The 25,409-nt window shown below is 37.6% G+C and carries 19 protein-coding genes; 12 read left to right on the top strand and 7 right to left on the bottom strand.

Annotated elements, in window-relative coordinates:
- Nucleotides 1-57 precede the first annotated feature (57 nt).
- Complete coding sequence (locus AC23ME_RS17100) at nucleotides 58-552, top strand: hypothetical protein (protein WP_487728980.1); 495 nt, start codon at nucleotides 58-60, stop codon at nucleotides 550-552.
- A 78-nt stretch (nucleotides 553-630) separates the two neighbouring features.
- Here the strand turns inward: AC23ME_RS17100 and AC23ME_RS17095 are convergent, their stop codons facing one another.
- On the bottom strand, nucleotides 631-2,262 hold the full coding sequence (locus AC23ME_RS17095) for an ABC transporter substrate-binding protein (RefSeq protein WP_487728979.1): 1,632 nt from the start codon (nucleotides 2,260-2,262) through the stop codon (nucleotides 631-633).
- A gap of 150 nt (nucleotides 2,263-2,412) precedes the next feature.
- Here AC23ME_RS17095 and AC23ME_RS17090 point away from each other — a divergent pair, with 150 nt between their 5' ends.
- Nucleotides 2,413-2,865, top strand: a complete 453-nt coding sequence (locus AC23ME_RS17090; RefSeq protein WP_487728978.1) for a hypothetical protein — start codon at nucleotides 2,413-2,415, stop codon at nucleotides 2,863-2,865.
- Nucleotides 2,866-2,925: 60 nt separating this feature from the next.
- Here the strand turns inward: AC23ME_RS17090 and AC23ME_RS17085 are convergent, their stop codons facing one another.
- A complete protein-coding gene (locus AC23ME_RS17085) occupies nucleotides 2,926-3,447 on the bottom strand; it encodes an NADPH-dependent FMN reductase (protein WP_487728977.1) in 522 nt (173 codons plus the stop codon).
- A 177-nt stretch (nucleotides 3,448-3,624) separates the two neighbouring features.
- Here AC23ME_RS17085 and AC23ME_RS17080 point away from each other — a divergent pair, with 177 nt between their 5' ends.
- From AC23ME_RS17080 to AC23ME_RS17055, 6 genes are all read left to right on the top strand, one after another.
- On the top strand, nucleotides 3,625-4,428 hold the full coding sequence (locus AC23ME_RS17080) for a ParA family protein (protein ID WP_487728976.1): 804 nt from the start codon (nucleotides 3,625-3,627) through the stop codon (nucleotides 4,426-4,428).
- A 9-nt stretch (nucleotides 4,429-4,437) separates the two neighbouring features.
- Nucleotides 4,438-5,340 (top strand): ParB/RepB/Spo0J family partition protein, encoded by a 903-nt coding sequence (locus AC23ME_RS17075; RefSeq protein WP_487728975.1) that lies wholly within the window; start codon nucleotides 4,438-4,440, stop codon nucleotides 5,338-5,340.
- Complete coding sequence (locus tag AC23ME_RS17070) at nucleotides 5,340-6,014, top strand: DUF5683 domain-containing protein (RefSeq protein WP_487728974.1); 675 nt, start codon at nucleotides 5,340-5,342, stop codon at nucleotides 6,012-6,014. The genes AC23ME_RS17075 and AC23ME_RS17070 overlap by 1 nt, the downstream gene beginning before the upstream one ends.
- A gap of 60 nt (nucleotides 6,015-6,074) precedes the next feature.
- Entirely contained in the window at nucleotides 6,075-6,818 is a 744-nt protein-coding gene (gene dapB / locus AC23ME_RS17065) for a 4-hydroxy-tetrahydrodipicolinate reductase (RefSeq protein WP_487728973.1), read from the top strand.
- 2 nt (nucleotides 6,819-6,820) lie between these two features.
- Nucleotides 6,821-8,017 carry a signal peptidase I gene (lepB, locus tag AC23ME_RS17060; RefSeq protein WP_487728972.1) on the top strand — a complete coding sequence of 399 codons (1,197 nt, stop codon included), beginning with the start codon at nucleotides 6,821-6,823 and terminating at the stop codon, nucleotides 8,015-8,017.
- A gap of 142 nt (nucleotides 8,018-8,159) precedes the next feature.
- Nucleotides 8,160-10,043 carry a mucoidy inhibitor MuiA family protein gene (locus AC23ME_RS17055; protein ID WP_487728971.1) on the top strand — a complete coding sequence of 628 codons (1,884 nt, stop codon included), beginning with the start codon at nucleotides 8,160-8,162 and terminating at the stop codon, nucleotides 10,041-10,043.
- A 90-nt stretch (nucleotides 10,044-10,133) separates the two neighbouring features.
- Here AC23ME_RS17055 and dapA read toward each other — a convergent pair whose 3' ends face one another.
- The 3 genes from dapA to AC23ME_RS17040 form a co-directional block, all read right to left on the bottom strand.
- Complete coding sequence (dapA, locus tag AC23ME_RS17050; protein WP_487728970.1) at nucleotides 10,134-11,012, bottom strand: 4-hydroxy-tetrahydrodipicolinate synthase; 879 nt, start codon at nucleotides 11,010-11,012, stop codon at nucleotides 10,134-10,136.
- A 128-nt stretch (nucleotides 11,013-11,140) separates the two neighbouring features.
- Complete coding sequence (gene ligA / locus AC23ME_RS17045; RefSeq protein WP_487728969.1) at nucleotides 11,141-13,156, bottom strand: NAD-dependent DNA ligase LigA; 2,016 nt, start codon at nucleotides 13,154-13,156, stop codon at nucleotides 11,141-11,143.
- Nucleotides 13,157-13,394: 238 nt separating this feature from the next.
- A complete protein-coding gene (locus AC23ME_RS17040; protein ID WP_487728968.1) occupies nucleotides 13,395-14,798 on the bottom strand; it encodes a sialate O-acetylesterase in 1,404 nt (467 codons plus the stop codon).
- 390 nt (nucleotides 14,799-15,188) lie between these two features.
- Between AC23ME_RS17040 and AC23ME_RS17035 the strand changes: the two genes are divergently transcribed.
- Nucleotides 15,189-18,113 (top strand): DNA gyrase/topoisomerase IV subunit A, encoded by a 2,925-nt coding sequence (locus tag AC23ME_RS17035; RefSeq protein ID WP_487728967.1) that lies wholly within the window; start codon nucleotides 15,189-15,191, stop codon nucleotides 18,111-18,113.
- 20 nt (nucleotides 18,114-18,133) lie between these two features.
- Here the strand turns inward: AC23ME_RS17035 and AC23ME_RS17030 are convergent, their stop codons facing one another.
- Nucleotides 18,134-19,504 carry a hypothetical protein gene (locus AC23ME_RS17030; protein WP_487728966.1) on the bottom strand — a complete coding sequence of 457 codons (1,371 nt, stop codon included), beginning with the start codon at nucleotides 19,502-19,504 and terminating at the stop codon, nucleotides 18,134-18,136.
- 362 nt (nucleotides 19,505-19,866) lie between these two features.
- On the opposite strand from AC23ME_RS17030, the gene pnuC reads away from it, so the two are divergent.
- Nucleotides 19,867-20,490, top strand: a complete 624-nt coding sequence (pnuC, locus tag AC23ME_RS17025; protein WP_487728965.1) for a nicotinamide riboside transporter PnuC — start codon at nucleotides 19,867-19,869, stop codon at nucleotides 20,488-20,490.
- Nucleotides 20,491-20,571: 81 nt separating this feature from the next.
- Entirely contained in the window at nucleotides 20,572-21,648 is a 1,077-nt protein-coding gene (locus AC23ME_RS17020) for an acyl-CoA dehydrogenase family protein (RefSeq protein WP_487728964.1), read from the top strand.
- A gap of 114 nt (nucleotides 21,649-21,762) precedes the next feature.
- On the opposite strand, the gene AC23ME_RS17015 is transcribed toward AC23ME_RS17020, so the two are convergent.
- On the bottom strand, nucleotides 21,763-22,812 hold the full coding sequence (locus AC23ME_RS17015; protein WP_487728963.1) for a hypothetical protein: 1,050 nt from the start codon (nucleotides 22,810-22,812) through the stop codon (nucleotides 21,763-21,765).
- Nucleotides 22,813-23,072: 260 nt separating this feature from the next.
- On the opposite strand from AC23ME_RS17015, the gene AC23ME_RS17010 reads away from it, so the two are divergent.
- On the top strand, nucleotides 23,073-25,370 hold the full coding sequence (locus AC23ME_RS17010) for a TonB-dependent receptor (protein ID WP_487728962.1): 2,298 nt from the start codon (nucleotides 23,073-23,075) through the stop codon (nucleotides 25,368-25,370).
- Nucleotides 25,371-25,409: the final 39 nt, after the last annotated feature.

Genomic DNA, 25,409 nt, shown 5'->3' with positions numbered 1-25,409 from the left:
AAGTGTTTGGCAAAGGTTCGAACTTAATTTTGGTTTATAAATCTTAAAATAACCAAAATGAAAAAGTTTCTTACCATCGCTTTGTTGTTGACAATAATGGGCGCTAGCGCTTATGCGCAAAAAATAGTTTATTATTCTACCGTTATCAGTACACCAGATAAGGCGATAGATTTTGATTTCGGATTTTACCCGAAAACAATGCAGTATGTTGAGCCTGCAGATGGCAAAGGCTATACCGTGATTAGATGTGCTGTCATTAATCAAAAAACTGCAAAGCCTTTCGAATGGAGAGATGAGAAAGTAAATATCTACCTTAAATCGGGTAAACTAATTAGAAACTATACTACCAGAGCAGAAAGCGGCGATTATGCTGTTAAATATACTGTTGATCCTGGAGTAACTCGCTATCAAGAATATTGTTTTAGCCATAAGTTTGCTGTTGATGAAATTGAGAAAGTTTGGCTGGTGCTGGGAGATAACCAAATTTTTGAGCTATACAAGAAAGAAGTAGATCCTAAGCCTGCAACTAATGCCACTGCCGCTAAGCAGTAATTTAATTTTGGTTAATTGTTTGAATTGGTTAACTGATTACTAGACTAATCGCCCAATTAGAAACTGCCAACTGAAAACTTAGTTCTTTTTAACGCCTTTTAAAATCATTAAACTTAGCGGATTGATATTATATCCGCTAATGTTGTTTTGCAGCATTACCACAGATTGGTCATATAAAATAGGAACAACAGATGCGTGCTCTAAAACCATGTTATCCATTTTATGATATAACTCGAAACGTTTTTTAGGGTCGTTTTCATAGTAACTTTGTTCGAAAAGTTTATCGAATTCTTTATTAAAGTAACCAGTGTAGTTGGGACCGAAAGGAACCTTGTTTTTAGAATAGAAAACAGAAAGATAATTTTCTCCGTCGGGATAATCGGCGATCCACGAACCTCTAAAAAATCCTACTTCGTTTTTAGACATCAAATCTCTTAAACTGGTGCTTGGGCTTACATCTACCTTCGCTTTAATACCAATATTGGTCAATTCGCCCTGTATAAACTCAATTAGGTCTTTGTAAGTGGTAGACGTGCTCAGTTTAATTTCGGGCATTCCTTTGCCATTCGGAAAGCCAGCTTCGGCTAGTAGTTTAGCAGCTAAAACTGGGTTATAATCATAGCCCTTTACTTTAACGCTGTCGAAACCAGGCATCCCTTTGGGAATAAAACCAGAAGTTGCGGGCGTACCGATGCTGTTACGCAAATATTTAATCAATTTTTTCCTATCGATGGCGTAGTTGATAGCCTGACGAACTTTTTTAAATCTCAAAGGCGAGTTCTTTACCAGTTCTTTATCTGGATCAACCAGGATACCCAAATATTCTGTGCAAAGGTAGGCGCCTTTAGTAAGCTGGAATTCGCCTTTATACTTACTTGTCATCTGTCCGCTTTTGGTCAGGATATCATCGCGATAGCTACCATCCACACTGTAAAAGAAATCTAATTCCTTTTTTAGGAAGTTCATGAAGGCACTCTGTTTATCGTTGATGAACGAAACTTTAACCGCATCTAGGTGAGGTAGGGTGTTTCCTATACTATCTTTCTCGAAGTAGTTCTCATTTTTGAGCAATACCAAAACTTCATCCTCTTTCCAGTATTTAAACTTAAAAGGGCCTGTGCCCACGGGATTGTTCCTGAAATCTTTTCCATAGTGTTCTACCACTTCTTTAGGCACAACAGAGCAATATTGCGCTGTGAGCAGGTTCATAAATGCAGGAAAAAGTTTAACCAACGTTACCTGAAAAGTGCTATCATTTAAAGCTTTGAAACTGCCGGCATCCTTAACTTTGTCGCTGAAAATCCAGCCGCCAGAAGAAGCAACCTTCGGATCAATTAATCGGTTAAAACTGTAGGCAAAATCTTCTGCAATTACTTTTCGCCCTTTTCCATTTTTGAAGAGGCTGTTATCATGAAAGAAAACATCGTTACGAAGGTGAAACGTGTAGGTTAGTCCATCTTCAGAAGTGTCCCAAGTTTTTGCGATACAGGGTACTGTGTTCAAATCTTTATCTACCTGTACCAAACCGTTGAAAATTTGGTTAATCATCCAAACTGCATTTTGGTTGCGGGCAAAAGCCGGATCTAAAGACGTAAGGTTTTGATCTAGGTTAATGTTAAATACTTTCTTATCGCTATGCTGATTGTTTTTACAAGAAAACAAGATGGTTAACAGGAAAAGGCAAAATATATTGATTTTAATGGTACGCATCGCTAGCGGAAATAGTATTTTTGTGGAATTGGAAACATTAAGGAGTTAAGGTACATTAAGTTTTTGAGCTAACAAAAAGCTTTCAACTAATATTACTTAAAGCGCTAATGTTTAATAGCATTTTATCACATACCCATAACGAAAATTTAGATGTCGTCTTTTAATGAGCTTTTAAATACTGAAAATGATATCGCTTTGCGTGAAGAATTACAAGAGCGTTTAGATATAGTGGAACACAAAATTAAGTTCATAGATAAGATGCCAGTTTGTTTTTTAAATACTGACGGACAGCCTCATGTTGAAATTGCTGCAATTGCAGAATTAGGTGGGGCTATTGTAACGTTAGAACCTATGGAAGCTGTATATGTGATCTTTTATGAACAAGGTAGGCTGTTGGATGATTTGATGCGCAAAGCTCCCGTTTTGTTGGTGGAAGATTGGCCTGCAGTGAAATTTAGTAGGGTATGCCTTATGGCAGATGACTACCGTTTGTCTAGAGCTGAAGATGCTGTCGCTTTGGTAGAGGATATTGCCGAGATGATACACCCTGGCCATTTTATCTTTGGTCACGAAGGGGATAAGTGGATTAGATTTACGGTTTAACGTTTGTATTGTTATTGGCGATGAACAAGCCAAATACAGTTAACCAGTTAGCCAATTACCCTAATAAGCCACAAACTTTTCCATTTGTTGGTCTGTAAACTTCAAGGTGTCTTCTTGATAAAATTCGCCTTGTTCGTTAAGCTCGTTTTTAATGTAGGAGATGTGCAAACGTAAAGGCATTACGTTAAGATGTAGATAAGCGCAAACGCCATTGAAGTGCTCTATACCTCTAATGTTGCCATATTTGCCAGAGGAGATACCAACCAAACAAGCTTTTTTATCGTAAAAACTTTCTGGAAAAGCACAGGCATCAATTAAGGTTTTTAAAACACCTGGGTAACTGCCATTATACTCTGGAATAACAAATAGGAATTTGGTTGTTTGCGTAAATAGTTGCTGTATTTTGTCGAATGCTTCTGATTTTTTTCCGTACAAATCTTCGGCTACAAAATTGGGTGGTAAGTCTTGTAAACCAAACAAGGTAGTTTGTAAGCCCTTTTTAGCCAGTTCATTTTGATAATATTTAGCAACTTTTAACGTATTGCTATTAGGTCTGTTAGTTCCGGCTATGATGGTTATCATTTAAAAATTGTTGATAAGATGTGTAAAACACAAGTAGCCGCGATACTATTATTTAGTTTTAGTTCGTATCTTAGCTAATTGTTAAAAAATGCCTATACATTACAAAAATAGCATTTTTTAGAGATTTTTAGTTTAAAAATAAGGCCATTACATTTGTGGCGTTTTCAAGGAGAATAAATGAGTAAGATTATTGCTTTAGCAAACCAAAAAGGAGGAGTGGGGAAAACCACATCGTCTATTAATTTAGCAGCTAGTTTGGCGGTTTTAGAATATAGAACGCTTTTAGTTGATGCAGACCCTCAGGCTAACTCTACTTCGGGTATTGGTTTTGATCCTAGAAACATCAAGAACAGTATTTACGAGTGCATCATCAACGATGTTGAACCAACTGATGCCATTGTAAAAACAGAAACCCCGAATTTGGATCTACTCCCTGCGCATATTGATTTGGTAGGTGCCGAAATCGAAATGATTAATTTGACCAACCGTGAGTACAAAATGAAAGCGGTATTGGAGAAAGTAAAAGATCAATATGATTTTATCATTATCGATTGCTCGCCATCTTTAGGTTTAATTACCATCAACTCCCTAACCGCAGCAGACTCTGTGATTATTCCCGTACAGTGCGAGTATTTCGCCCTAGAAGGATTGGGTAAATTGTTAAATACTATCAAGATTGTGCAAAATAGGTTAAATCCGGCTTTAGAAATTGAAGGTATTTTGTTAACGATGTACGATGTAAGGTTACGTTTGTCGAATCAAGTGGTAGAAGAGGTGAAAACGCACTTCCAAGATCTGGTTTTCGAAACCATTATACAGCGTAATACACGTTTAAGCGAGGCTCCAAGCTATGGTGTTTCGGTAATTATGCATGATGCAAATAGCAAGGGCGCAATCAATTATTTAAATTTAGCAAGAGAAATTGTTCGTAAAAACGGATTGCTTAAAGAAGAGCAGGAAGAAAATACAGCAACTATTTAAGATATATAGATGACATCTTTTCAAAGAAAAACCGGATTAGGTAAAGGATTAAGTGCACTTTTGGATGATAACGAAACGGTTAATTCAGCCCCTAAGTCTGCCGTAGAAAATATACCAGCAACGCCTCAAGTTGGAAGTATTAGCCATATTAAATTGGTTGATATTGAGACTAACCCGTATCAACCGCGTACCGAGTTTGATCAAGTGGCTTTAGACGAATTGTCTGAATCGATTAAGGTGCAAGGTTTGATACAACCCATCACCGTTCGTAAAAATGGAGATAAATATCAGCTAATTTCTGGTGAGCGTAGGTTTAGAGCGTCTAAACTTGCAGGTCTTACCGAAATTCCAGCTTACATCCGCACTGCTGATAATCAGCAAATGCTGGAAATGGCGTTGATCGAAAACATCCAACGTGAAAATTTAAATGCTATTGAAGTAGCTTTAAGTTTTCAACAAATGATAGACGAGTGTAACTTAAAATCTGAGCAACTAGGCGAGCGTGTAGGTAAAAATAGAACTACCGTAGCCAACTATTTAAGGTTGTTGAAACTGCCGCCTGTTATTCAAGCTTCTATCCGCGATAACAAAATCTCCATGGGCCATGCCCGTGCTTTAATCTCTGTAGATGATGAAGCAAAGCAACTTTTCATCCACCAAGAAATTCTAGATAAAGGACTGTCGGTGCGTAAGGTAGAGGAGTTGGTAAGAGGTATTCACCATGTACAGGTAAAAACACCGGTTAAGCAAGAAGCAGTTTCTTTTGAATATCAAAAGTTACAAAATGACTTGGCTTCTAAGTTTGCAACTAAGGTGAAATTGAAGGTAAAAGATAATGGAAAAGGGGCTATCGAAATTCCTTTTGTAAGCAACGAAGATCTTAACCGTATTTTAGAACTATTAGATTGGTAATGCGGGCATTTCTGCTTTCTGTTGTATTGTGTTTCGCTTTTACTTTGGTAAAGGCACAAATTCCTACAATCCCAATTAGGCCAGATACAACTGCCAAATTAGATACGCTTGCACCTGCAAAGTATATCAATCAAGGCAGAATTGCGGGTAGAAAAGCAGTTTATCGTTCACTAATTTTTCCAGGTTTAGGTCAGGTATATAACTATGGCTTAGTGGTTGATGATGTTAAAGCTGGAAGAACACAGGGAAAACGTATTGGACAGAAGATGTACCTAATCGGTAAGATCGGCGCTATTTATGCAGGCGGTACCATGTTGGTGATGTCGTATATCGAAAACAACAACAATTATAATAGATTTTTGCGAGAACTACAGTACCGTAGAATAAATAATACTAATGATGCCATGCCTGATAATGGTCTAGAACGATATGAAACAATAGAATCGTTAACTACAGGTAAAAACATTTACAAGCGTAACCGAGAAGTGGTACTTATTTCTTTGGTCGGTTTGTACGGGCTAAACGTGTTAGATGCTTATGTAACTGCTCGTTTAAAATACTTCAACGTAGACGAAACATTATCGTTTAAAATATCACCAACAACTATAAATTCAAATACAATGTTTGGTTTTAACAACGTTACGCCAGCATTAAAACTTACGCTTAGATTATGACACCGATCCCGATGTTGTCGGGAGAGTTCTCATCAACATTTAAAATAAAAATATAAACGGATGAAGATAGCACTTTTAGGCTATGGCAAAATGGGGCAAATTATCGAACGTTTTGCTACCGATCGTGGGCACGAAATTGTGCTTAAAATAGGAATTGAAAACTTAGAAGATCTCAACATAGATAATCTTAAAAAAGCTGATGTTGCGATAGATTTTAGTGCGCCAGCAGCTGCAGTAGATAATATTTATAAATGTTTTGAAGCTAAATTGCCAGTGGTTGTAGGTACTACAGGTTGGTATGGCGAGCTGCAAAAAATAAAAGATGATTGCGAATCTAGTAACAATACCTTGCTTTATGGTTCTAACTTTAGCATTGGAGTAAATATCTTTTTTCATTTAAATAAGGTGTTAGCAAAGCTGATGAACAACTATCCTGCTTACGACGTACAGGTAGAAGAAATACATCATACGCAGAAATTGGATGCGCCAAGCGGAACTGCAATGACTATTGCCGAAGGAATAATTGAGCAATTGGACGGCAAAAACGAGTGGGTTAACGAATTGGAGGGAACTCCAATGGTAGATAAGCTGAAAAATGAGCAACTTTTAATCGAATCGCTTCGAATTGAGAACGTGCCAGGAACACATACCGTTGTTTACAGTTCTGAGGTAGATGACATTGAAATAAAACATACAGCACATAGCAGGGCAGGTTTTGCTTTGGGTGCGGTTGTAGCGGCAGAATGGCTACAGAACAAAAGAGGTTTTTACAGCATAGCTGATATATTTAATTTTAAAGATTAACGATGAATTGGAAATTCTGGCAAAAGAAACAGGAATCTGATAAGCCAAAAAAGAAAAAAACTAAAACTAGAGAATGGGTTGATGCAATTGTTTTTGCAGTAGTTGCTGCAACTATTATTCGCGTATTCTTTATAGAAGCTTACACTATTCCTTCAGGTTCGATGGAGCGCTCACTTTTAGTTGGCGATTTCCTTTTCGTAAGTAAAGTGAATTATGGAGCCCGAGTGCCGATGACACCTGTTGCTTTCCCTTTCGCACATCACACTATGCCATTTATCAATACCAAAGCTTATTGGGATGGCGTGCAGTGGAAATATAGAAGGCTACCTGGTTTGCAGGATATCAAACGTAATGATGTGGTAGTTTTCAATTTTCCAGAGGGAGATACGGTAGTTTTAGAGCGTCAGGATGATAACTATTACCAGATGCAGTTGCGTGGTGAGAGTAGAGAATCGATTTGGTCGGGTTACAATGTGGTAAGTAGACCGGTTGACAAGCGTGAGAATTTTATCAAACGTTGTATTGCCATTGCTGGCGATACCATTAGTATGAGAAACGGATTGGCTGTTGTAAATGGCAAGCCAGAACCACTGGTTGGTACTGGAGGTTTTACTTACAGTGTAGAGTTTACTACAGCAGATATCAATTTGAATTTGTTTGTAGAAATGGGTTGTAAAGGTTTAAATCCAACAGCACTTCCAACTGTTTACACTTTTGAGGCTACGCCTGATGTTGTTAAGGAGCTCAAAAAATCACAGTATGTAAAAGCGGTGAAGGAAGAAGTATTGGAACCTGAAGATTTTGATGTAACAATTTTCCCTCATGATAAAAACAGAAAGTGGAATTTGGATAACTATGGACCGTTTGTAGTACCTAAAAAAGGTTGGACCGTTACTTTAGACAGTTTAAATATGCCTTTGTACGAAAGAGCAATCCGTATTTACGAAGGTAATAAATTAGATAAAGTTGGTAACGACTGGATGCTAAATGGAAAGAAAGCGACTACCTATACTTTTAAAATGAATTATTATTGGATGATGGGTGATAACCGTCATTCATCAGCAGATTCACGTTATTGGGGTTTTGTACCAGAAGATCATATTGTTGGTAAGGCATTGTTCATCTGGTTAAGTATTGATGGAGAAGGCTCGTTCTTGAATAAAATAAGATGGAACCGAATTTTTAAAGGAATACATTAATATTCTGCCGTCATTGCGAGGTACGAAGCAATCTTAACGGATCGCAATAAAAAAGCATCACTCAAAAAAGTGATGCTTTTTTTGTTGTCGTGTTATGCAAAATGGTTTAGTCTTGCATCATGGTTTTATAAATTCAATCCATATGTACAGAAAACTATTTTTTTCAGCGATACTTTTTTTTAATGTTGGAGCTTTTGCCCAAGAAAATCAAATTAACGTAAACTCTAAAATTAGCGACGTTACAGTTTTTATGAACGGCGCACAGGTTCAGCGCTTATCCGATAATGTGGAGTTGCCGCAAGGTGTTAGCCTCCTAGTTTTTTCTGGGCTTTCTTCGAGTATAGAAACGCAAAGTTTACAAGCCAAAGGTGAAGGTAATTTTACTATTCTCTCTGTGACCAAGCAAAATAATTTCTTGTTGGATAAAAAGAAATCGGAGCAAAAAATGGCTTTAGTTGGTAAATCTGAAGAGCTTTCGGATAAAATTATCGACCTGAATAATCAACTGGCGGTTTACAAGGCAGAGGAGGAAATGCTGATGAAAAACCAAACAGTAATGGGGCCAAATGTAAATTATGATTTGGCGAAGTTGAAAGCTGCGTTAGATTTTCAAAAGCTAAGGTTAAATGAAGCTAAAAATAAGCAAGCAGCTTTGCAAAAGGAGATTGCCAAATTGCATGAGGAAATTAATAGAATAAATAGACAAGCTACCGAAATAGATGGAAAACCGATTGGCAACTCTAACGATGTAGTAGTTAAAGTATCTACCAAAGCTGCTACTAGAGGTAAATTTGCATTAACCTATTTAGTGAAAAATGCAAGTTGGTATCCATCTTATGATATTAGAGCAAAAGATGTAGCAAGCCCAATTCAGTTGGTTTACAAAGCCAATGTTAGCCAAAATTCTGGCGAGGAATGGAAGAATGTAAAGTTGATTTTGTCTTCTGGAAATCCATCTAATAATAACGAGAAGCCTGTGTTGCCAACCTATAATTTGGGTTATTTAAGTGCTGGATATTCATTTTTTAATCCGGTAGCGGCTACTTCAAATATTGTTAGAGGAAAAGTAGTCAGCGCAAGTGATAATTCAGCGTTGCCAGGAGCGTCTATTAGAGTTAAAAATTCATCTATTGCAACAGTTACGGATCTTGATGGAAATTATTCGATACAATTACCAGCGGGTTCAAGCACTTTAGAGTTTAAATATATCGGTTATGAACCTCAAGAGTTAGTTGCTTCTTCAGGACGACAATTAAATGTTAGGTTGAACGAAGATGTTAAAAGGTTGGATGAAGTGATGATTACAGCTGCGGGAGAGGGGGCAGCTAAAAAGAGATATAACACAACTGCTTCAGTTGCTACTATTAGGGGGGGGAGCTCGCTATTTTCTATGCCTTTGGAGGTTAAAAACATAGAAAAGCAAACCAACGTTACCTTCGAGATTAAAATGCCTTACACGATTTTAAGTGATGGCAAGCAAGCTACGGTTGATATTGGTAACTACGATTTTAAAGCTGACTACGAATATTATGCAGTGCCGAAAGTAACCAGCGACGCATTTTTGACAGCAAAGATTACCGATTTTAATGATGTAAACTTTATTAGCGGCGAAGCCAGCATTTTCTTTGAAGGAACTTATTTAGGAAAGTCATTATTGGATATTCAGAATACGGATACTTTAACGATTTCGCTTGGCGTAGATAAAAATGTTTCTGTAAAAAGAGAAAAACAAAAGGGCTATACCGAAAGACAGTTTATTGGATCGTCGCAAAAAGATACACGCCATTTTGTAATTGATGTGAAGAACAGAAAAAGCCAGGCGGTGAATTTGACAATTGAAGATCAGTTGCCAATTGCTACCAATAATGATATCACGGTAGAGAAACAAGAGCTATCGAAAGCTAAATTAGATGAAACCAACGGCAAGTTAACCTGGCAGTTTTTGTTACAACCAAACGAGCAAAAGAAAATTGATTTGAAATATCAAGTTAAATACCCAAAAAACAAACCGATTAACATTGAGTAGTTGATTTAGCAGGTTATTTTAACGAAATATTTTACAAAAAAGCCCTGATTGAATTTTCAATCAGGGCTTTGCTATAATTTAAAGACGGAATTAAGCCAACTGTTTCAGTTGTTCTGCAATCTGAGCATCAAGGCTCGCACTTGCTTTAGCTAGTGGCAAACGAACATCGTCACCGCAAATACCTAACTGTTTCAATGCAGATTTAACACCTACCGGATTACCTTCTGCAAAGCATAACCTTGTGAATTCTATCAAGCTTAAATGTGCAGGCTTAGCCTTTGCGAACTCGCCGTTTAAACACAATCTAATCATATCCGAGAACTGTTTTGGTACTGCATTTCCGATTACAGAAATTACACCTACAGCGCCAATAGAAATCATTGGTAAAGCTACAGGGTCGTCTCCAGAGATTAACATGAAATCTGCAGGTTTATCTCTCATAATTTGGTTAAACTGGTCGAAAGTACCAGCAGCATCTTTAATGCCTATTAAGTTTTTGAAATCATGAGCTAACCTGCAAGTAGTTTCAGGTGTCATGTTAATTCCAGTTCTACCAGGTACGTTATAAAGTAAAATTGGTAAGCTGCTAGTTTCACTTAAGTATTTGTAGTGTTGGTAAATACCTTCTTGATTAGGTTTGTTGTAGTACGGACTAACAGAAAGAATAGCATCGTAACCCGTGCTTTCGAAAGTTCTAATTTCTTCGGCAACGCTTAACGTATCATTGCCACCAATGCCAGCCATTAAAGGCAAACGACCATTGTTAATTTCAGCGGTAAATTCCCACACCTTCTTCTTCTCGTTCTTGCTTAATGTAGCGGTTTCGCCAGTTGTCCCTAAAGATACGAGGTATTCGATACCTCCATTAACCAAGTGATTAATCAGGCGTTCTAAACCCTGATAATCTACCGAGCCATCGGTGTTGAAAGGTGTGACCAATGCTACACCTGTTCCGTGAAATTTGTTCATTATGTTTTATTGTTTATTAATTGCTTTTACTCTCGTTTACAGCAGTGATTAAATTAGTCGTCACTCTGAATTTATTTCAGAGTCGGTTAGCTGATGCTGAAATAAATTCAGCATGACGAGCGTAAAGGTTATGAATTTAGCATTTGCTCCAATTCTTCCTCGCTAATTAATTTGATATTCAGTTTAGTGGCTTTCTCTAATTTCGATGGTCCCATGTTATCGCCTGCAACTAGAAAGTCTAGCTTGGCTGAGATACCACTTAAGATTTTACCTCCGTTTTCTTCTATCAAATTCTTCAATTCATCCCTGCTATATTTTTCGAAAACGCCCGAAATTACAAATGTTTTTCCATTTAATTTGTCGCTTTGGAGCTTATTTAACGTTTCTTTTACTTCAAAGCACAAACCCGCATCTTTCAATTCATTTATCTGCGCTATGTTGCTGTTTTGTGCAAAATATTCGTTGATGCTTTCTGCAATACGAACGCCAATTTCATCTATGGCTGTTAATTCTTCCAAAGATGCAGCTGCAAGATTGTCGATATTCTTTACGCCTTTAGCTAATTTCTTCGCTACAGTTTCGCCAACATATCTGATACCCAATCCGAAAAGTACTTTTTCAAAAGGCATTTCTTTAGATTTTTCGATACCGGCTAGCATGTTATCGATAGACTTTTGACCAAAGCGTTCTATCGCTTTTAGTTCGTCTGCCTTTTCATGGAGTTTGTACAAATCGCTGATGTGACGAACCAAACCACGCTTGTAAAAAGCTTCGATAGTTTCATCGCCTAAGCCGTCTATGTTCATCGCCTTGCGACCAATAAAATGTTGGATTTTGCCAACTATTTGTGGTCCACAACCATCATCATTAGTACAGTAATAAGCCGCTTCGCCTTCTTTACGAATTAATGGAGTGCCACATTCAGGACAATTTTCGATAAAGTGAATGGCTTTAGTATCGGGTTTTCTTAGCTCTAAATTTACTTTGATAATTTTAGGAATGATTTCGCCGCCTTTTTCTACCCAAACGGTATCGCCTTCATGCAAATCTAGACGAGTAATTTCATCTGCGTTGTGTAGTGTTGCTCTTTTTACTGTTGTACCTGCTAAAACTACAGGCTTTAAATTAGCAACAGGTGTAACTGCGCCTGTACGCCCAACTTGATAGGTTACTTTCTCTAAAACTGTTTGTACTTCGGCAGCTTTGTATTTGTAAGAAATAGCCCAACGAGGAGATTTAGCTGTAAAACCTAATTCCTGCTGTTGTGCGTAGTTATTTACTTTGATTACGATGCCATCAATATCGTAGCTCAGTTTAAAACGTTCGGCATCCCAATAGTGGATGAAATCTAAAACTTCCTCAATATTTCCAGCTAGTTTAGTGTGCTCACAAACATGAAAGCCCCAGCTTTTAACCGCTTCTAAGCTTTCCCAATGTGTTTTGAAAAACTGCTTGTCAGTATATAAACCGTATAAAAAGCAATCTAACGGACGTTTTTTCACTTCCTTAGAGTCCTGCATTTTTACCGTTCCAGCAGCGAAGTTTCTTGGGTTAGCATAAGCCACTTCGCCAAGTTCTTCGCGTTCTTTGTTTAAACGTTCAAAGGCGGCTCTATGCATAAAAACTTCGCCTCTAATTTCGAAAGTTTCTGGCACGTCTGCACCTTTTACCTTGTGTGGAATAGAATGGATGGTCTTGATATTTGCAGTCACATCATCTCCTTGCGTGCCGTCGCCACGAGTTACCGCACGAGTGATTATGCCATTTTCGTAAGTGATGCTCATCGATAAACCATCAAATTTCAGTTCGCAAACATATTCGAAATTATCGCCAATAGCTTTGCGCACACGCTCGTCAAAATCTCTCAAGTCTTGCTCGTTGTAAGTATTGCCCAGCGACAACATTGGCCATTTATGCCTTACGGTATTAAAAGTTTTGGTGATATCGCCACCAACTTTCTGTGTAGGGGAATTGGCGTCAGCAAACTCTGGATTTTCTTTCTCCAATTTGGCCAATTCTTCCAATTTCTTGTCGAATTCGTAATCGGCAATGGTTGGCATAGCCAAAACATAATAATTATAAGTGTGCTGATTTAGCTCGGCTACCAGCGCATCCATTTGTTCTTTTATCGAAAATAGAGACATAAGGCGAAGATAAGGAGTTAGTAGATTGTTTGGTGGTTAAATTGCTAAATTGTTGAGAGCAATCAGTATAGATTTTGCTTTAGAAAAGCAGTGGTGTTGCTACTATAGAAATGTAGTCCCGTTATTCGCTTTACTTGGTTCGTGCCTCACCTGCGTGCTCGCTACTACCGGGTTTAGTTAAGCTAGGGCAATGCAAAATAAAAAAAGATGCATCGCCCTAATCAATTTTGTGGAAGTATTACCAACTGTCGGTTCTAAAAGGAGCTACAGGTAAGCCATTTTTGGTAAATAAATTAGAAATGCCAGCATCTGAAAAAGAAAAACGAACGGCAGTAGGCTTTTTAATTTCACTATTAAAAACAACCAATTGTTTACCTTTAATTTTAAACTTTGCTGGCTTGAAAACCTTGCTATCATCGGCAATCAATAAGTGAGCAATATCTTTTCCTTTCACTTCCAATCCATCATCTAAACCATCAAAGTCAATCACAATTTGATTTCCATCCACTTTGTGAGACTTATAAACTGGCGATTTGTAAGCCAGTAATTTCTTGCCGTAAACGTTTACCAACGACAAATCCGCCAAACGGCTGGCAACGTCTTTTTTTAGTATCGGGTGGATATTATTAGTATCTGGCGTTAAATCTGATACCACTACCATTCCTGTGTTTTTTAATGCCAAAAGTTTAGCTTGCTGTTCTCTTAGTAGCGCACCTTTTTGCAAATCAGGTTTAGATTTATAATTGTGAGGTGCAATTTGTACGAAATAGAAAGGTAAATCTGCTTTCCAAGCACCTCTCCAAGAGTTAACAAGTTTTGTCATTAAATGATTATAGTTGGCGTAAGTGTTCACGTTAGACTCGCCCTGATACCACAAAAAACCAGCAATGTTATAGCCAACCAATGGGTAAATCATGGTGTTCCACAACGTACCAGGCTCATGTGGGCGGCTGGCAGATGGTTTGAATGTAGCGGCATCTTTCGCCAACGCTGCATCATTGGTAACTGCGGTGTCTGGTAGCCAAACTTCTGCATTAGTGCCGCCAATGTTAGAACTGATAATGCCAATAGGTACTTTCAGTTCTTGTTGTAGTTTTTTTGCGTAGAAATAACCTATGGCGCTAAAACCATCAGCAGATTTTGGACTGGAAACTTGCCATTTGTTGCTGAAATTCTCTTGTGGATAGAAAGATGCAACTCTGTTTACATGAAGCAATCTTATTTGGTCGTTGCCAGCGTTAGGTAGCTCGTCCATCATTTCTTTTAGTTTGTTGCCCGAGTTCCATTCCATATTTGATTGTCCAGAACAAAGCCAAACTTCACCAATTAGGATGTTGCTTACTATTTGTTTGTATTTTCCATTTAAGATAGTGATGCTATAAGGACCGCCAGCTTCTGGAGTTTTAAGTTGTGTGGCAAACTTTGCATGTCCGCTTGCTTTCACAGTTAAAGTATCTTTGCCCCAACTCGGAATTATTTTAACGGTACCGCCTCTACCAGCCCAACCCCAAAAGTTTACATTGGAATTGCGTTGTAAAACCATATTATCCGAAAAAACGGAAGGTAAAGTGATTTGAGCTTTAACTGTTAAGCTTGCGCCGAAAAATAATGCTACAGCACAGGCTGTTTGGAAAATCTTCATGATGTATTAAGGTTTGAGAAACTGAAATTAAAAAAACGGTTTCGAATGTTAGTGTATTTCTTGGAAGTAATTATAGCACAGGCTACAACTCCGTAGATATTTGGCGAGGTTTTGTATATTAAACCCGATAGGAGTGGAAATACTTTTTGTTGCAGAAAATCAAACTTCGTAAGTTTCGAAAACTTACGAAGTTTCGTATGTTGCCGGCGGCATTCATAAAAAGATTGCAACGAAAAGCGGGACTTTCGGAAGCGAAAAATCACTGTATTTGCTTTTCTAATTAGTCAGCTTGCTGTAAGCCAAAAACTTAACGTTAATTGTTAAAAACTTCTGTCGTAAAAATGGGCTTCAAGTCTTATATTTACGCATCCCAAAAACTTTTTTTAGCGCATGAGTGAAGAACTGGACGATTTAAACGAAACCAATTTACCCGAAGAAGAGCGTGTTGAAGAACACAAACATACCGTTATTCCGATTAATGGTTTGTATGAAAATTGGTTTCTAGACTATGCTTCTTACGTAATTTTAGATAGGGCTGTACCGCACATTAACGATGGTTTTAAACCCGTACAGCGCCGTATTATGCACTCGCTAAAGGAGATGGATGATGGACGTTTTAACAAAGCGGCCAACGTGATTGGAAATACGATGAAGTACCATCCGCATGGGGATGCCTCGATTGGGGATGCGATGGTGCAAATTGGTCAGAAAGATTTGCTGATTGACTGTCAGGGTAACTGGGGCGACCCGATTACTGGCGATAGTGCTGCTGCGCCACGTTACATCGAAGCTCGTTTGTCGAAATTTGCGAACGATGTAGTTTTTAATGCGGATACTACCATTTGGTCGTTAAGTTACGATGGGCGAAATAATGAGCCTGTGACTTTGCCAGTGAAGTTTCCTTTGCTATTGGCGCAGGGAGCGGAGGGGATTGCGGTAGGTTTGGCCACCAAGATTATGCCTCACAATTTTAACGAATTGTTAGACGCTTCGATTGAGGTATTGAAGGGCATTCGTCCTAATATTTTGCCCGACTTTTTTACGGGTGGTATGGCCGATTTTTCTAACTACAATGAAGGCCAGCGTGGTGGTAAGATTAGGGTACGTGCAAAGATTACAGAGCGTGATAAAAAGACTTTGGTCATCACCGAAATTCCATATAGTACAACTACAGGTTCTTTAATTGATAGTGTTTTATCTGCGAATGATAAAGGTAAAATCAAAATCAAGAAGATTGAAGATAATACAGCTGCAAACGTAGAAATTGTAGTGCATTTGGCACCTGGTATTTCGCCAGATGTTACGATAGATGCACTTTATGCATTTACCAATTGTGAGGTTTCTATTTCGCCAAATACTTGCGTAATTAAGGATGATAAACCACATTTCTTAAGCGTTAACGATATTCTTGAGCAGAACACGAAGTTCACGAAATCGCTGTTAAAGCAAGAACTGGAAATCCGTTTGCACGAGTTGCAGGAGCGTGTTTTCTTTAGTTCTTTGTTAAAGATTTTCATTCAGGAAGGGATGTACAAAAATTCAGAATACGAAAATTCTGGAGATTTTGATACAGTGGTGCAGGTTTTACATCGTTTATTCGAGCCGTTTAAGGCATCCTTATATCGTGAAATACAGCCTGAAGATTTCAAAAAATTAATCGATAAGCCGATGAGTAGCATCACTCGTTTTGATGTGAAAAAGGCGGATGAGATGATGAAAGCTTTGGAAGACGAAATGAAAACCGTGAGAGGTCATTTGCGTCATTTGACGGATTATACTATTGCTTGGTTCGAGAAAATTAAGGCAAAATATGGTAAAGGACGCGAACGTAAAACTGAAATTAGGTTATTTGATAGGGTAGAGGCGGCTAAAGTTGCTTTGGCAAACGTAAAACTGTACATGAACCCAGAGGATGGTTTCATTGGTACGGGTCTTAAAAAAGACAAATTAATTGGCGACTGTTCTGATATTGACGAGATTATTGTTTTCCGTGAAGATGGTAGGTTTATTGTAACCAAAGTGGCCGATAAAACCTTTGTGGGCAAGAACATTATTCATGCGCAGGTTTTCAAAAAAGGGGATGAGCGTACGGTTTACAACATGATTTATAAGGATGGCGGAAGTGGCATCAGTTATATTAAGCGTTTCTCTGTTTTGGGAGTAACCCGCGATAAGGAGTACGATTTAACGAAAGGCAGTAAAGGTTCTAAGGCTTTATATTTTACCGCTAATCCGAATGGGGAGGCAGAGGTGGTTTCGGTGCAATTGAAACCTCATTCTAAGTTGAAAAAGCTGGCTATTGACATCGATTTTACGAATGTTGCCATTAAAGGGCGTAGCTCGATGGGTAATATTGTAGTGAAGTTTCCTATCAAGAAAGTATTACTGAAAACTAAAGGTGTTTCTACTTTAGCGGGTATCAAAATTTGGTACGATGATATCTTGAAGCGCTTAAATGTGGATGGTAGGGGTAAATATTTAGGTGAGTTTGATGGCGACGATAAAATCTTGCAGGTGTACGGCAATGGTACTTATGAGTTGAGTACTTTCGAATTGAGCAACCACTTTGACCCGGGCATTGTGCTGATGCAGAAGTATAACCCAGAGCATGTTTATGGTGTGGTGCACTACGATGGCAAGGCGAAGAATTATTTCGTAAAACGATTTGTATTTGAACTACAGCCAATTGGCAAAGTAGTAAGTTTTATCAGTGAAGAAAACGGTTCTAAAATGGTTTTCATTACTGGTAAAACCGATGCCAAGCTAACTGTTGATGTTGAAAAGGGCAAGACTAAAACTCCAGAAACTTTAGAGCTAGATTTGGCTAGTTTAATTGATGTGAAAGGTTGGAAAGCTAACGGAAACCGACTAACGCCACATACCGTAAAACAAGTTGAATTGGTAGATGCTGAGCTTGAAATTGGTCTGACCGAACTGGAAGAGTCGCATTTTGAAGTTACGGAGGTGCATACAGACCCATCGACAGGTAGAGAAGGTAGAGAAGAAGACACGGATGCTGATGTTGAAACTGTGGAGGAAATTCATGTTGCTGAGGTAACGCCAGAAGCTAATGAAGAAAGCCCGACTTTTGAAGCTCCTGAGAAGCCAGAGGAACCGAAAAAAGCAAAACCATCTTTCAAATCTGCCGCTAAACCATTGGTGGTAGAGGAATCGAAAAAGGAAGAGGTTAAAACCGAAGCAGCAGATAGTGAAAAACCTGCTGAGCCTGTTGTGCAGAAAAAGAAAATATCATTCGAGATTACCAATCCTGGGGATATTAAGATAGATGATAAAGGACAGAGTTCTATGTTTTAAATAAGCAAGGCTTTTCTATATCACAGTGTTCTGTTTTTTATTTTCTTAAGGTTTTCTTGTAAATTTTGAATTGGGATTTTTTGAAGCTTAGCTTGTGCAATAGCTAATTCTTGAATTTTAATAGCTTCATTCGTATAGTCTAATTGATATAATATATGCGCTAAGGTGTCGTAATAATGTGCAGAAGGATTAAGCTCTATCGAACGTCTACTCCAAATCATGGCTTTAGTAAGATAATTTATGTTTTTTGTCCCAGTTTTATAAAAATCCCAAGCTACGTTGTTTAAAATATTGGAATAAAGGTTGTTGTGTTCGATGCTTATGGACGATGTAGAAATTGATTTACTTTTTATTCCCACAGCTTTTACTTCAATACTGTCATTTTCAGATTTGACAATTGTTGGAGATGGAAAAGGTAGAGTTTTTAAAATTTCAGAGTGTAGGTATTTTTCTTGCTTCTTTTTAATTGTTTCTGCGCTTAAAGTCATATAGTTCTCGTCATAGAATGGTACAGCTTCTCTAAGAAAGTTTGTTGTATCACCAATACCTTTATAAAAACTTAACATAGTAGAAGTATAGTTTTTAGGTCCATAAATTGGTCCAGCTAATTCTTTTAGATAATTTCCAACAGCTATGGCTTGATTTACATTTTTCGTTTTAATAGCATTTATCATTGTATTATCCGTGATGGCGGCTCTAATTTTAGAAAATGTATTACCCGTACTATTGCGATAAACCATACTTATAAAATTTTTATTTGAAAAGGCGACTTTGAAAGCATTACCGTCAGCGTAAGGTCCCGCTTCTAAAATGAATAAAATAGTTTCATATTTTGTCAATTCTTCAGACGATAGTGTAGAGACATATTTTTCTATTAATTCTGCGTTATCTATAATACCAATAGATTTCCTAGCATCAATTACTTTCTTTAAAAGTACACTGCTATTTGGACTTTCTAAAAGCTCCTTTTCTAAGGTCCCTAATGTTTTCTCTTCCTTTTTTTCTATTGCATGCTTAATCATGGTTATGTACTTAGAAGTGACGGGGGAATAGCCTGTTTCCTTTAAAAAAGCCTCTTCATTATTATGTAGGAATAAAAAAGTTGGTAGCGTAGTTATCTTGTATTTTGAAACAATGTGTTTGATAGAAGGATTACCTATAGTGGTTTCAAAAATAATGAAATGCTCTGCTGCTATTTTAAAAAAATCAGAATTACGAAGAGTGTTTTTAGCATTTAGATTAGTTTGGTCTGAAGAGTTAGGTTCTATAATTATTAGAATAGATTTATCTTGAACTTTTGACAATTCGTGGTACTGTTTGAAGTTATTTGAATTTTGTCCAAAAGATACTAGAGGAAGAAAATAAATAAGATATTTAATAAGATATTTCATAGGAAGTTTTTCTAAAAATAGGAAATTTAAATTAAGTGGAATATAATAATACTATATTTGCCCAACTCAAAGGGGTGCTTGTTAAATACCCAATATTTAGCAGGCTGAGATTATACCCAGTTTGAGGTTTAAGGAAAAAGGTTTATGGTTTAGGGTTACCCTATGCCTTACTACCTCAAACCTTATACCTCCAAACGCACCTGATGCGGATAATACCGACGTAGGGATTTAATTTAGAGGTTTAAGCCAATTACTGTTTCGCCCTGAAAGCAGTTTTCAATTATTTTATTTTTAACGTAAGGTCGGCTATCGCTCAACGCCATACGCTAAACTATTAATCGCCGTTTGGCAAAATATTGAGAATGGAAATTCAGGAATATCTACGTCTGTTTATAGAACAGGCTCGTGCAATTAGTTACTTAGAATCGTTTGCCGTGGCTTTTGGTGTTGCCGAAGTTTTATTGGCTAAACGCAACAACATCTTACTTTATCCGGCAGGTATTATTGGAATATTGCTTGGCCTGTATCTAAAGCTAAACGTAAAGTTGTATGCTGAGAGCTTGCTGAGTATGTATTACTTGGTCATGAGCATTTACGGCTGGATTATTTGGAGCAAGCGCAAAGCAAGAAAGGAAGTGGTAAAAGTGAGTTGGACTACCAGACAAGAACTGCAAATTGCGCTGGCCATTTCTATTGGCGGTTATTTCGTTTTGTATTATGCATTGGTCAACTTCACCAATTCTGATGTGCCTATTTTAGATGCATTTGTTTCATCTGTCGCATGGGCTGGCATGTGGCTTTTGGCACGTCGTAAAATAGAGAACTGGATTTTCCTTAACATTTCGAACATTGTAGCTATTCCATTACTATGGCACAAAGACTTGGTTTTATTCTCGTTGCTAACATTATTCTTTTTCGTAGTGGCCATTTTCGGTTATTTCGATTGGAAGAAAATATACAATAAACAGTTGACAGTTTCCAGTTAACAGTTTTCAATGAACCAATTAAACAGTTAACCGATTAACCAACCTTACAACATTCCAACTTTTCAATCAACAACATTCAGCATGGAACAACTTACAGAAACTTGGCAGGAAGCCATTTTGAAATTAGCATCTCAATCAGAAGAACTTGGCGAATTACATCCTGATATTTTAGAAATAGCCTATGAGCAAGAATGGTTTAAATTGTATTTGCCAGTTGCTTACGGCGGACCGGGTAAAAAACTGCCAGAAATTTTGAGATTGGAAGAAGATTTGGCTTATGTAGATGGCAGTACCGCTTGGACGGTGACGCTTTGTAGTGGTGCAGGGTGGTTTGCTGGGTTTTTAGATGAAGAATTGGCAAAGGAAGTTTTTGCTGATAGAAAAGTTTGCTTTGCTGGCAGTGGTGCCGTTGGAGGAACTGCTCAAAAAACCGAAAATGGTTATCGTATTAACGGACATTGGAAATATGCAAGTGGAGCTTTGCATGCTACTATTTTCACTGCAAACTGCATAGTGCAAGATGAAAATGGTAATGATATTTTAGATGAAGAAGGTAAGCAGGTAATCAAGTCTTTTATCTTAAAAAGAGATGAGGTAGAAATCCAATCGGGTTGGTCTTATTTTGGTTTGGTTGCCACGGGAAGTCATGCTTTCGATGTTCATGGTGTAGAAGTTCCTGCAAATCGTTCCTTTAAAATTAATGAACCGAAAGTAGCTGACGAAGGCTTTGATTATCCATTTTTACAACTGGCAGAAACTACTTTGGCGGTTAATAGCTTAGGTATGGCTCGCCGATTTTTAGATTTAGTGAATGATAGTTTCTTTAATCGTTCTGGATTTAAGAGATATTCGCCAGAACAGGTAATTTTCTTTCAAGAAGAGTTGATGAAGTGCAAACATACGTTAACTACCATCCGTGAACATTTCTACGAAGCTTTTGATAATTCTTGGCATCAGTTGATCCATAAAAAGTATATCGATGAAGATTTGTTAAAGGACGTGAGCAGATTGAGTAGGGAACTAGCGCATCAATCTAGAAGGGTAGTAGATATATTGTATCCTTACGCAGGTTTGGAAGCCGCGAGAAAAGAAACTGAGATCAACAGAGTTTGGAGAGATTTGCACACTTCTAGTCAGCATGCATTGTTAACTTTTTAAACCCCTAAATCCCCTAAAGGGGACTAATTACGAAGTCCCCTTTAGGGGATTTAGAGGTAAAGAAAAAGGGTGTCGAAAAGCTTTTCGACACCCTAATCCCAACAAGCCTCCGGCTTATTGATATTGTATGTAAATTGGTCGCGGTTTTAGTCTCATCAGTTCTTCTGGTGTCATCAACCTGTTTGGAGCTTTCTTCAAATCATTTTTATAGAAGATTTTAAAGCCTGTAAACTGCACAGGTTCTCCGTAAATAAAGTGACGATAAGTGCCAAATTTCAAGTCAGGTTCGCCCCAGCCGTCCATGTGCATTACCACTTGTACTTCTGGACGTAATTTAATGCTTTGAGAGTTAGTTACCATTTTTTTAGTGAAACGGTGAATAACAAATACCTTCGGAGGCAAGTTATATTTTTTAACCAAGTTAGCTAAGTAACCGGAAACATAGTTGATTTCACTGGCATCGTAAGTCCCAATTTTTCTGCCTGGTAAAACACCACCTTTCATAGAAAATTCAGGATCGATACCTAGGTGAACATTAGGAAGTTTTAAGTACTCCTCCAATAATGGCAATTCTACCTGTATGGTACTTAACGCTACTTGAATATCTAAGAAAACGATCATGTTTTTACGCATTTTCGCAATATTCAATACCGAATCGATATGTTTAAATGGCATGCGGTTTCTATACTTTCCGTCTTTGCCAGGATCTCCAGCAGCAACTACTGCAATATAATGTAAAGCTGGCTGTACTGGAGTAGTTGGATCGGCTTTGTTCCATTTAGCAACTTCTTTATCTAACATACTCAACATGGTTTTTGGCTCATATTCGCCCAAAGCACCCATTTTTTTAGAATAGAGATTTCCGTAGTAACAAACAATACGCTTAAATGGAAGTATAGCTCCGTCCAAAGGAATAGGATGGTTTTTTACGGGCCATTTTCCAGTCGTATCGCCATTGGCATTAGCTTTTACAAGTTCATTATACTTGGCACTGTCAACAGGAGTTATGGTCGCAACTTCCTCTTCTTTAGCTGTAGTGGTAGTGTCAGTCCCTTTTGCTCCGTCTTTGCCTTTTTTATCTTTTGCGTCAGAGGTACATTGGGTAAATGTACAGATGGTAGCTCCAGCTACCAAGATCATGCTTGCGATCTTAGTGAATTTCATCCTATTCTATTGGTTTTTAGTTAATGCTTTCAAGGGTATTAAGCAGCTTCTGCTTTAAAATGTTTCAAATTTTTCAAAAATACATCATTTGTTAAAAGTAGCTAAGCTTACTTATCAACATCGATAAAAAAATATACTCTCTAAAATAGATGTTTTTCAGCGAATTAAAATAAGATGATGAAAAAACTTTTAATATTATTTGTAATTAGTCTAAATAAATATTTAATATTGCGCTATTATTTGAAATCATTCTAAATAAGGTGAGAAAACAATTACTATTTATCCTAACATTCGTTTTAAACTTAAACATCATTTTTGCGCAAACTGCTACCATTAATTTGCGAGGTAAAGTGCTTACAGCCGATGGGCAACCTGCTTACGGGCTAACATTGTCTATTAAAGGCACTAAGCATATAGCTTACACTGATAAGGAAGGTACTTTTAGAATCTCTGCACCGAGTGGCAGTTCAATCTTGATAATTAAGTCTGGAGTTTCTAGTGAAGAGCAGCAGCTAACTATTAACGAAATTACCGATAAGCAGTTAGCTCCCATCACTATTAAGGAAAAATCTTACGAGCTAAATGAGGTAGTAGTTACAGGTCAATTTGAAGCGCAATCTGTTAAAAACTCGGTTTACAATGTGCGCAGTATCAACTCAGAAAAAATAAAACTGAGAGGCGCTACTAATATCCAGCAAATCTTAAATACAGAGTTTGGTTTTAGGTTTAGTAACGATTTGGTTTTAGGTATTAGTGATGTAGAACTAATGGGCATGGGCGGAAGGAACATTAAAATTTTATTAGATGGTGTGCCTGTAATAGACCGTTCGGATTCGAGGGAAAGCTTAAACCAGATTGACATCAATACCATTGATAGGATAGAAGTTATTGAAGGACCAGTTTCTGTAACCTACGGCACCGATGCTTTAGCAGGCGTAATTAACATTATCACAAAGGGCGCAGGGCAAGCCAGGTTTGGTGTTTCTGCTAGACTGCAGGAAGAAACAGTTGGGAAAGAATATGGAGCATTAGCAGGTGATGGTATTCACAATAAAAACATTTCTCTTAATTGGAGAAACAAAGGTTGGCACGCCTTAGCGGGTTTCAGTAGGAATGAGTTTGGTGGATGGAATGTGCCGCCTAAAACTACTACCATCCAAGAAATGCCTTTTATAACTTGGTGGAGGGCAAAGGATCAATACCTAGGAAATGCTAAGGTGGGATACGAAAATGCAAAATTTAATCTTTGGTATAGATTGGATTTGGTAGATGAAAGAATTGCTAGTAGAACAGGTATGAACCCGAATATTTACGTAGCTAAATTTCCTACGTACATTACCAATAGATATACCCATCAGTTGCAATCAGACATCAAGTTATCAAGTAAACTACGTATAAATGGAGTTTTGGGTTATACAGATTTGCAAAGGAAAACGAATACCATTGAACAAAACTTTGCCACAGGAACTAAGGTGTTAAGTACGGGACAGGGAGAGCAGGATATCGCCAAATTTAATACAGCCATTTTTAGAGGTGTTGCGTACTACAAGGCATCTGATATGATCTCTTTTCAGGGAGGATTTGAATATAATAGGGATGAAGCAAGCGCTAATAGGATCAAGGGGAACCCAGTAATTGAAGATTATGCGCTATTTCTATCTTCGGAAATAAAGTTCGGCTCAAAAATAAGTTTAAGACCTGGAGCAAGATTTATTAAAAATTCTATTTATGATGCTCCGCCAGTAATTCCATCTTTAAATACCAAGTTTATTTTAACGGATAACCTTGACTTTAGACTAGCCTATGCTCGGGGTTTTAGGGCGCCGGCTTTAAGAGAATTATATTACGATTTTGTAGATGCCAGCCATACCATCTATGGAAATCCGAATTTGAAAGCTGAGCACTCTAATAGTTTTAATGGTTCTTTTGTATGGTCGCCAATCAATCAAAATGAAATTCGTTATTCGGCTAATCTTTCTGGTTTCTACAATATTTTCAAGAATAGAATTGGTTTTACCCAAGATCCTAACGATAATACCGTTACGAGCCTTTTTAACGTAGGAAGATTTAAAACCACAGGTGCATCGCTAACCAATACGTTTGCTTATAAAGCTTTAAAGGCTGATTTGGGCTTGTCTTACATTGGTAGATACAACTCGTTTTCTGAAGGCGATTACAATATGGCAGTTCCGCAATTTTCTTGGACACCAGAATTATTCAGTAACCTAATTTACAATCTACCAAAAATAGATGCATCTATAAGCGCATTTTTCAAATACTCAGGCCAAAGACCTGGTTATACATCAGATAATACGGTGCCAAATGGAGTAAAGGAAACTAAGATAGGAGCATTTAGTTGGACAGATATTATGTTCAATAAAAATATCTACAAACGGTTCACCATCAATGCAGGTGTTAAAAACCTGTTCGATGTGACCCAATTAAGCAATACAGAAACTGGATCCGGTGGTCCTCATGGTGGTGGAGGTGGTTCTGTGGCCTACAGCTATGGTCGCTCTTACGTGTTGGGGCTTACCTTCAACTGGAACAAATCTTAATGAAATAGCAAATTATACTACTAAAAATAAATTAAAGAA

The organism is Pedobacter sp. T50_32, assembly GCF_057652195.1.
This window is presented reverse-complemented; position numbering and strand designations above follow the sequence as displayed.

Coding starts and splice junctions, on each gene's coding strand:
- AC23ME_RS17035 (WP_487728967.1), top strand. CDS start 15,189: ATGAGTGAAGAACTGGACGATTTAAACGAAACCAATTTACCCGAAGAA.
- AC23ME_RS17085 (WP_487728977.1), bottom strand. CDS start 3,447: ATGATAACCATCATAGCCGGAACTAACAGACCTAATAGCAATACGTTA.
- ligA (WP_487728969.1), bottom strand. CDS start 13,156: ATGTCTCTATTTTCGATAAAAGAACAAATGGATGCGCTGGTAGCCGAG.
- AC23ME_RS17075 (WP_487728975.1), top strand. CDS start 4,438: ATGACATCTTTTCAAAGAAAAACCGGATTAGGTAAAGGATTAAGTGCA.
- AC23ME_RS17040 (WP_487728968.1), bottom strand. CDS start 14,798: ATGAAGATTTTCCAAACAGCCTGTGCTGTAGCATTATTTTTCGGCGCA.
- pnuC (WP_487728965.1), top strand. CDS start 19,867: ATGGAAATTCAGGAATATCTACGTCTGTTTATAGAACAGGCTCGTGCA.
- AC23ME_RS17080 (WP_487728976.1), top strand. CDS start 3,625: ATGAGTAAGATTATTGCTTTAGCAAACCAAAAAGGAGGAGTGGGGAAA.
- AC23ME_RS17020 (WP_487728964.1), top strand. CDS start 20,572: ATGGAACAACTTACAGAAACTTGGCAGGAAGCCATTTTGAAATTAGCA.
- dapA (WP_487728970.1), bottom strand. CDS start 11,012: ATGAACAAATTTCACGGAACAGGTGTAGCATTGGTCACACCTTTCAAC.
- AC23ME_RS17015 (WP_487728963.1), bottom strand. CDS start 22,812: ATGAAATTCACTAAGATCGCAAGCATGATCTTGGTAGCTGGAGCTACC.
- dapB (WP_487728973.1), top strand. CDS start 6,075: ATGAAGATAGCACTTTTAGGCTATGGCAAAATGGGGCAAATTATCGAA.
- AC23ME_RS17100 (WP_487728980.1), top strand. CDS start 58: ATGAAAAAGTTTCTTACCATCGCTTTGTTGTTGACAATAATGGGCGCT.
- AC23ME_RS17030 (WP_487728966.1), bottom strand. CDS start 19,504: ATGAAATATCTTATTAAATATCTTATTTATTTTCTTCCTCTAGTATCT.
- AC23ME_RS17090 (WP_487728978.1), top strand. CDS start 2,413: ATGTCGTCTTTTAATGAGCTTTTAAATACTGAAAATGATATCGCTTTG.
- AC23ME_RS17070 (WP_487728974.1), top strand. CDS start 5,340: ATGCGGGCATTTCTGCTTTCTGTTGTATTGTGTTTCGCTTTTACTTTG.
- lepB (WP_487728972.1), top strand. CDS start 6,821: ATGAATTGGAAATTCTGGCAAAAGAAACAGGAATCTGATAAGCCAAAA.
- AC23ME_RS17095 (WP_487728979.1), bottom strand. CDS start 2,262: ATGCGTACCATTAAAATCAATATATTTTGCCTTTTCCTGTTAACCATC.
- AC23ME_RS17055 (WP_487728971.1), top strand. CDS start 8,160: ATGTACAGAAAACTATTTTTTTCAGCGATACTTTTTTTTAATGTTGGA.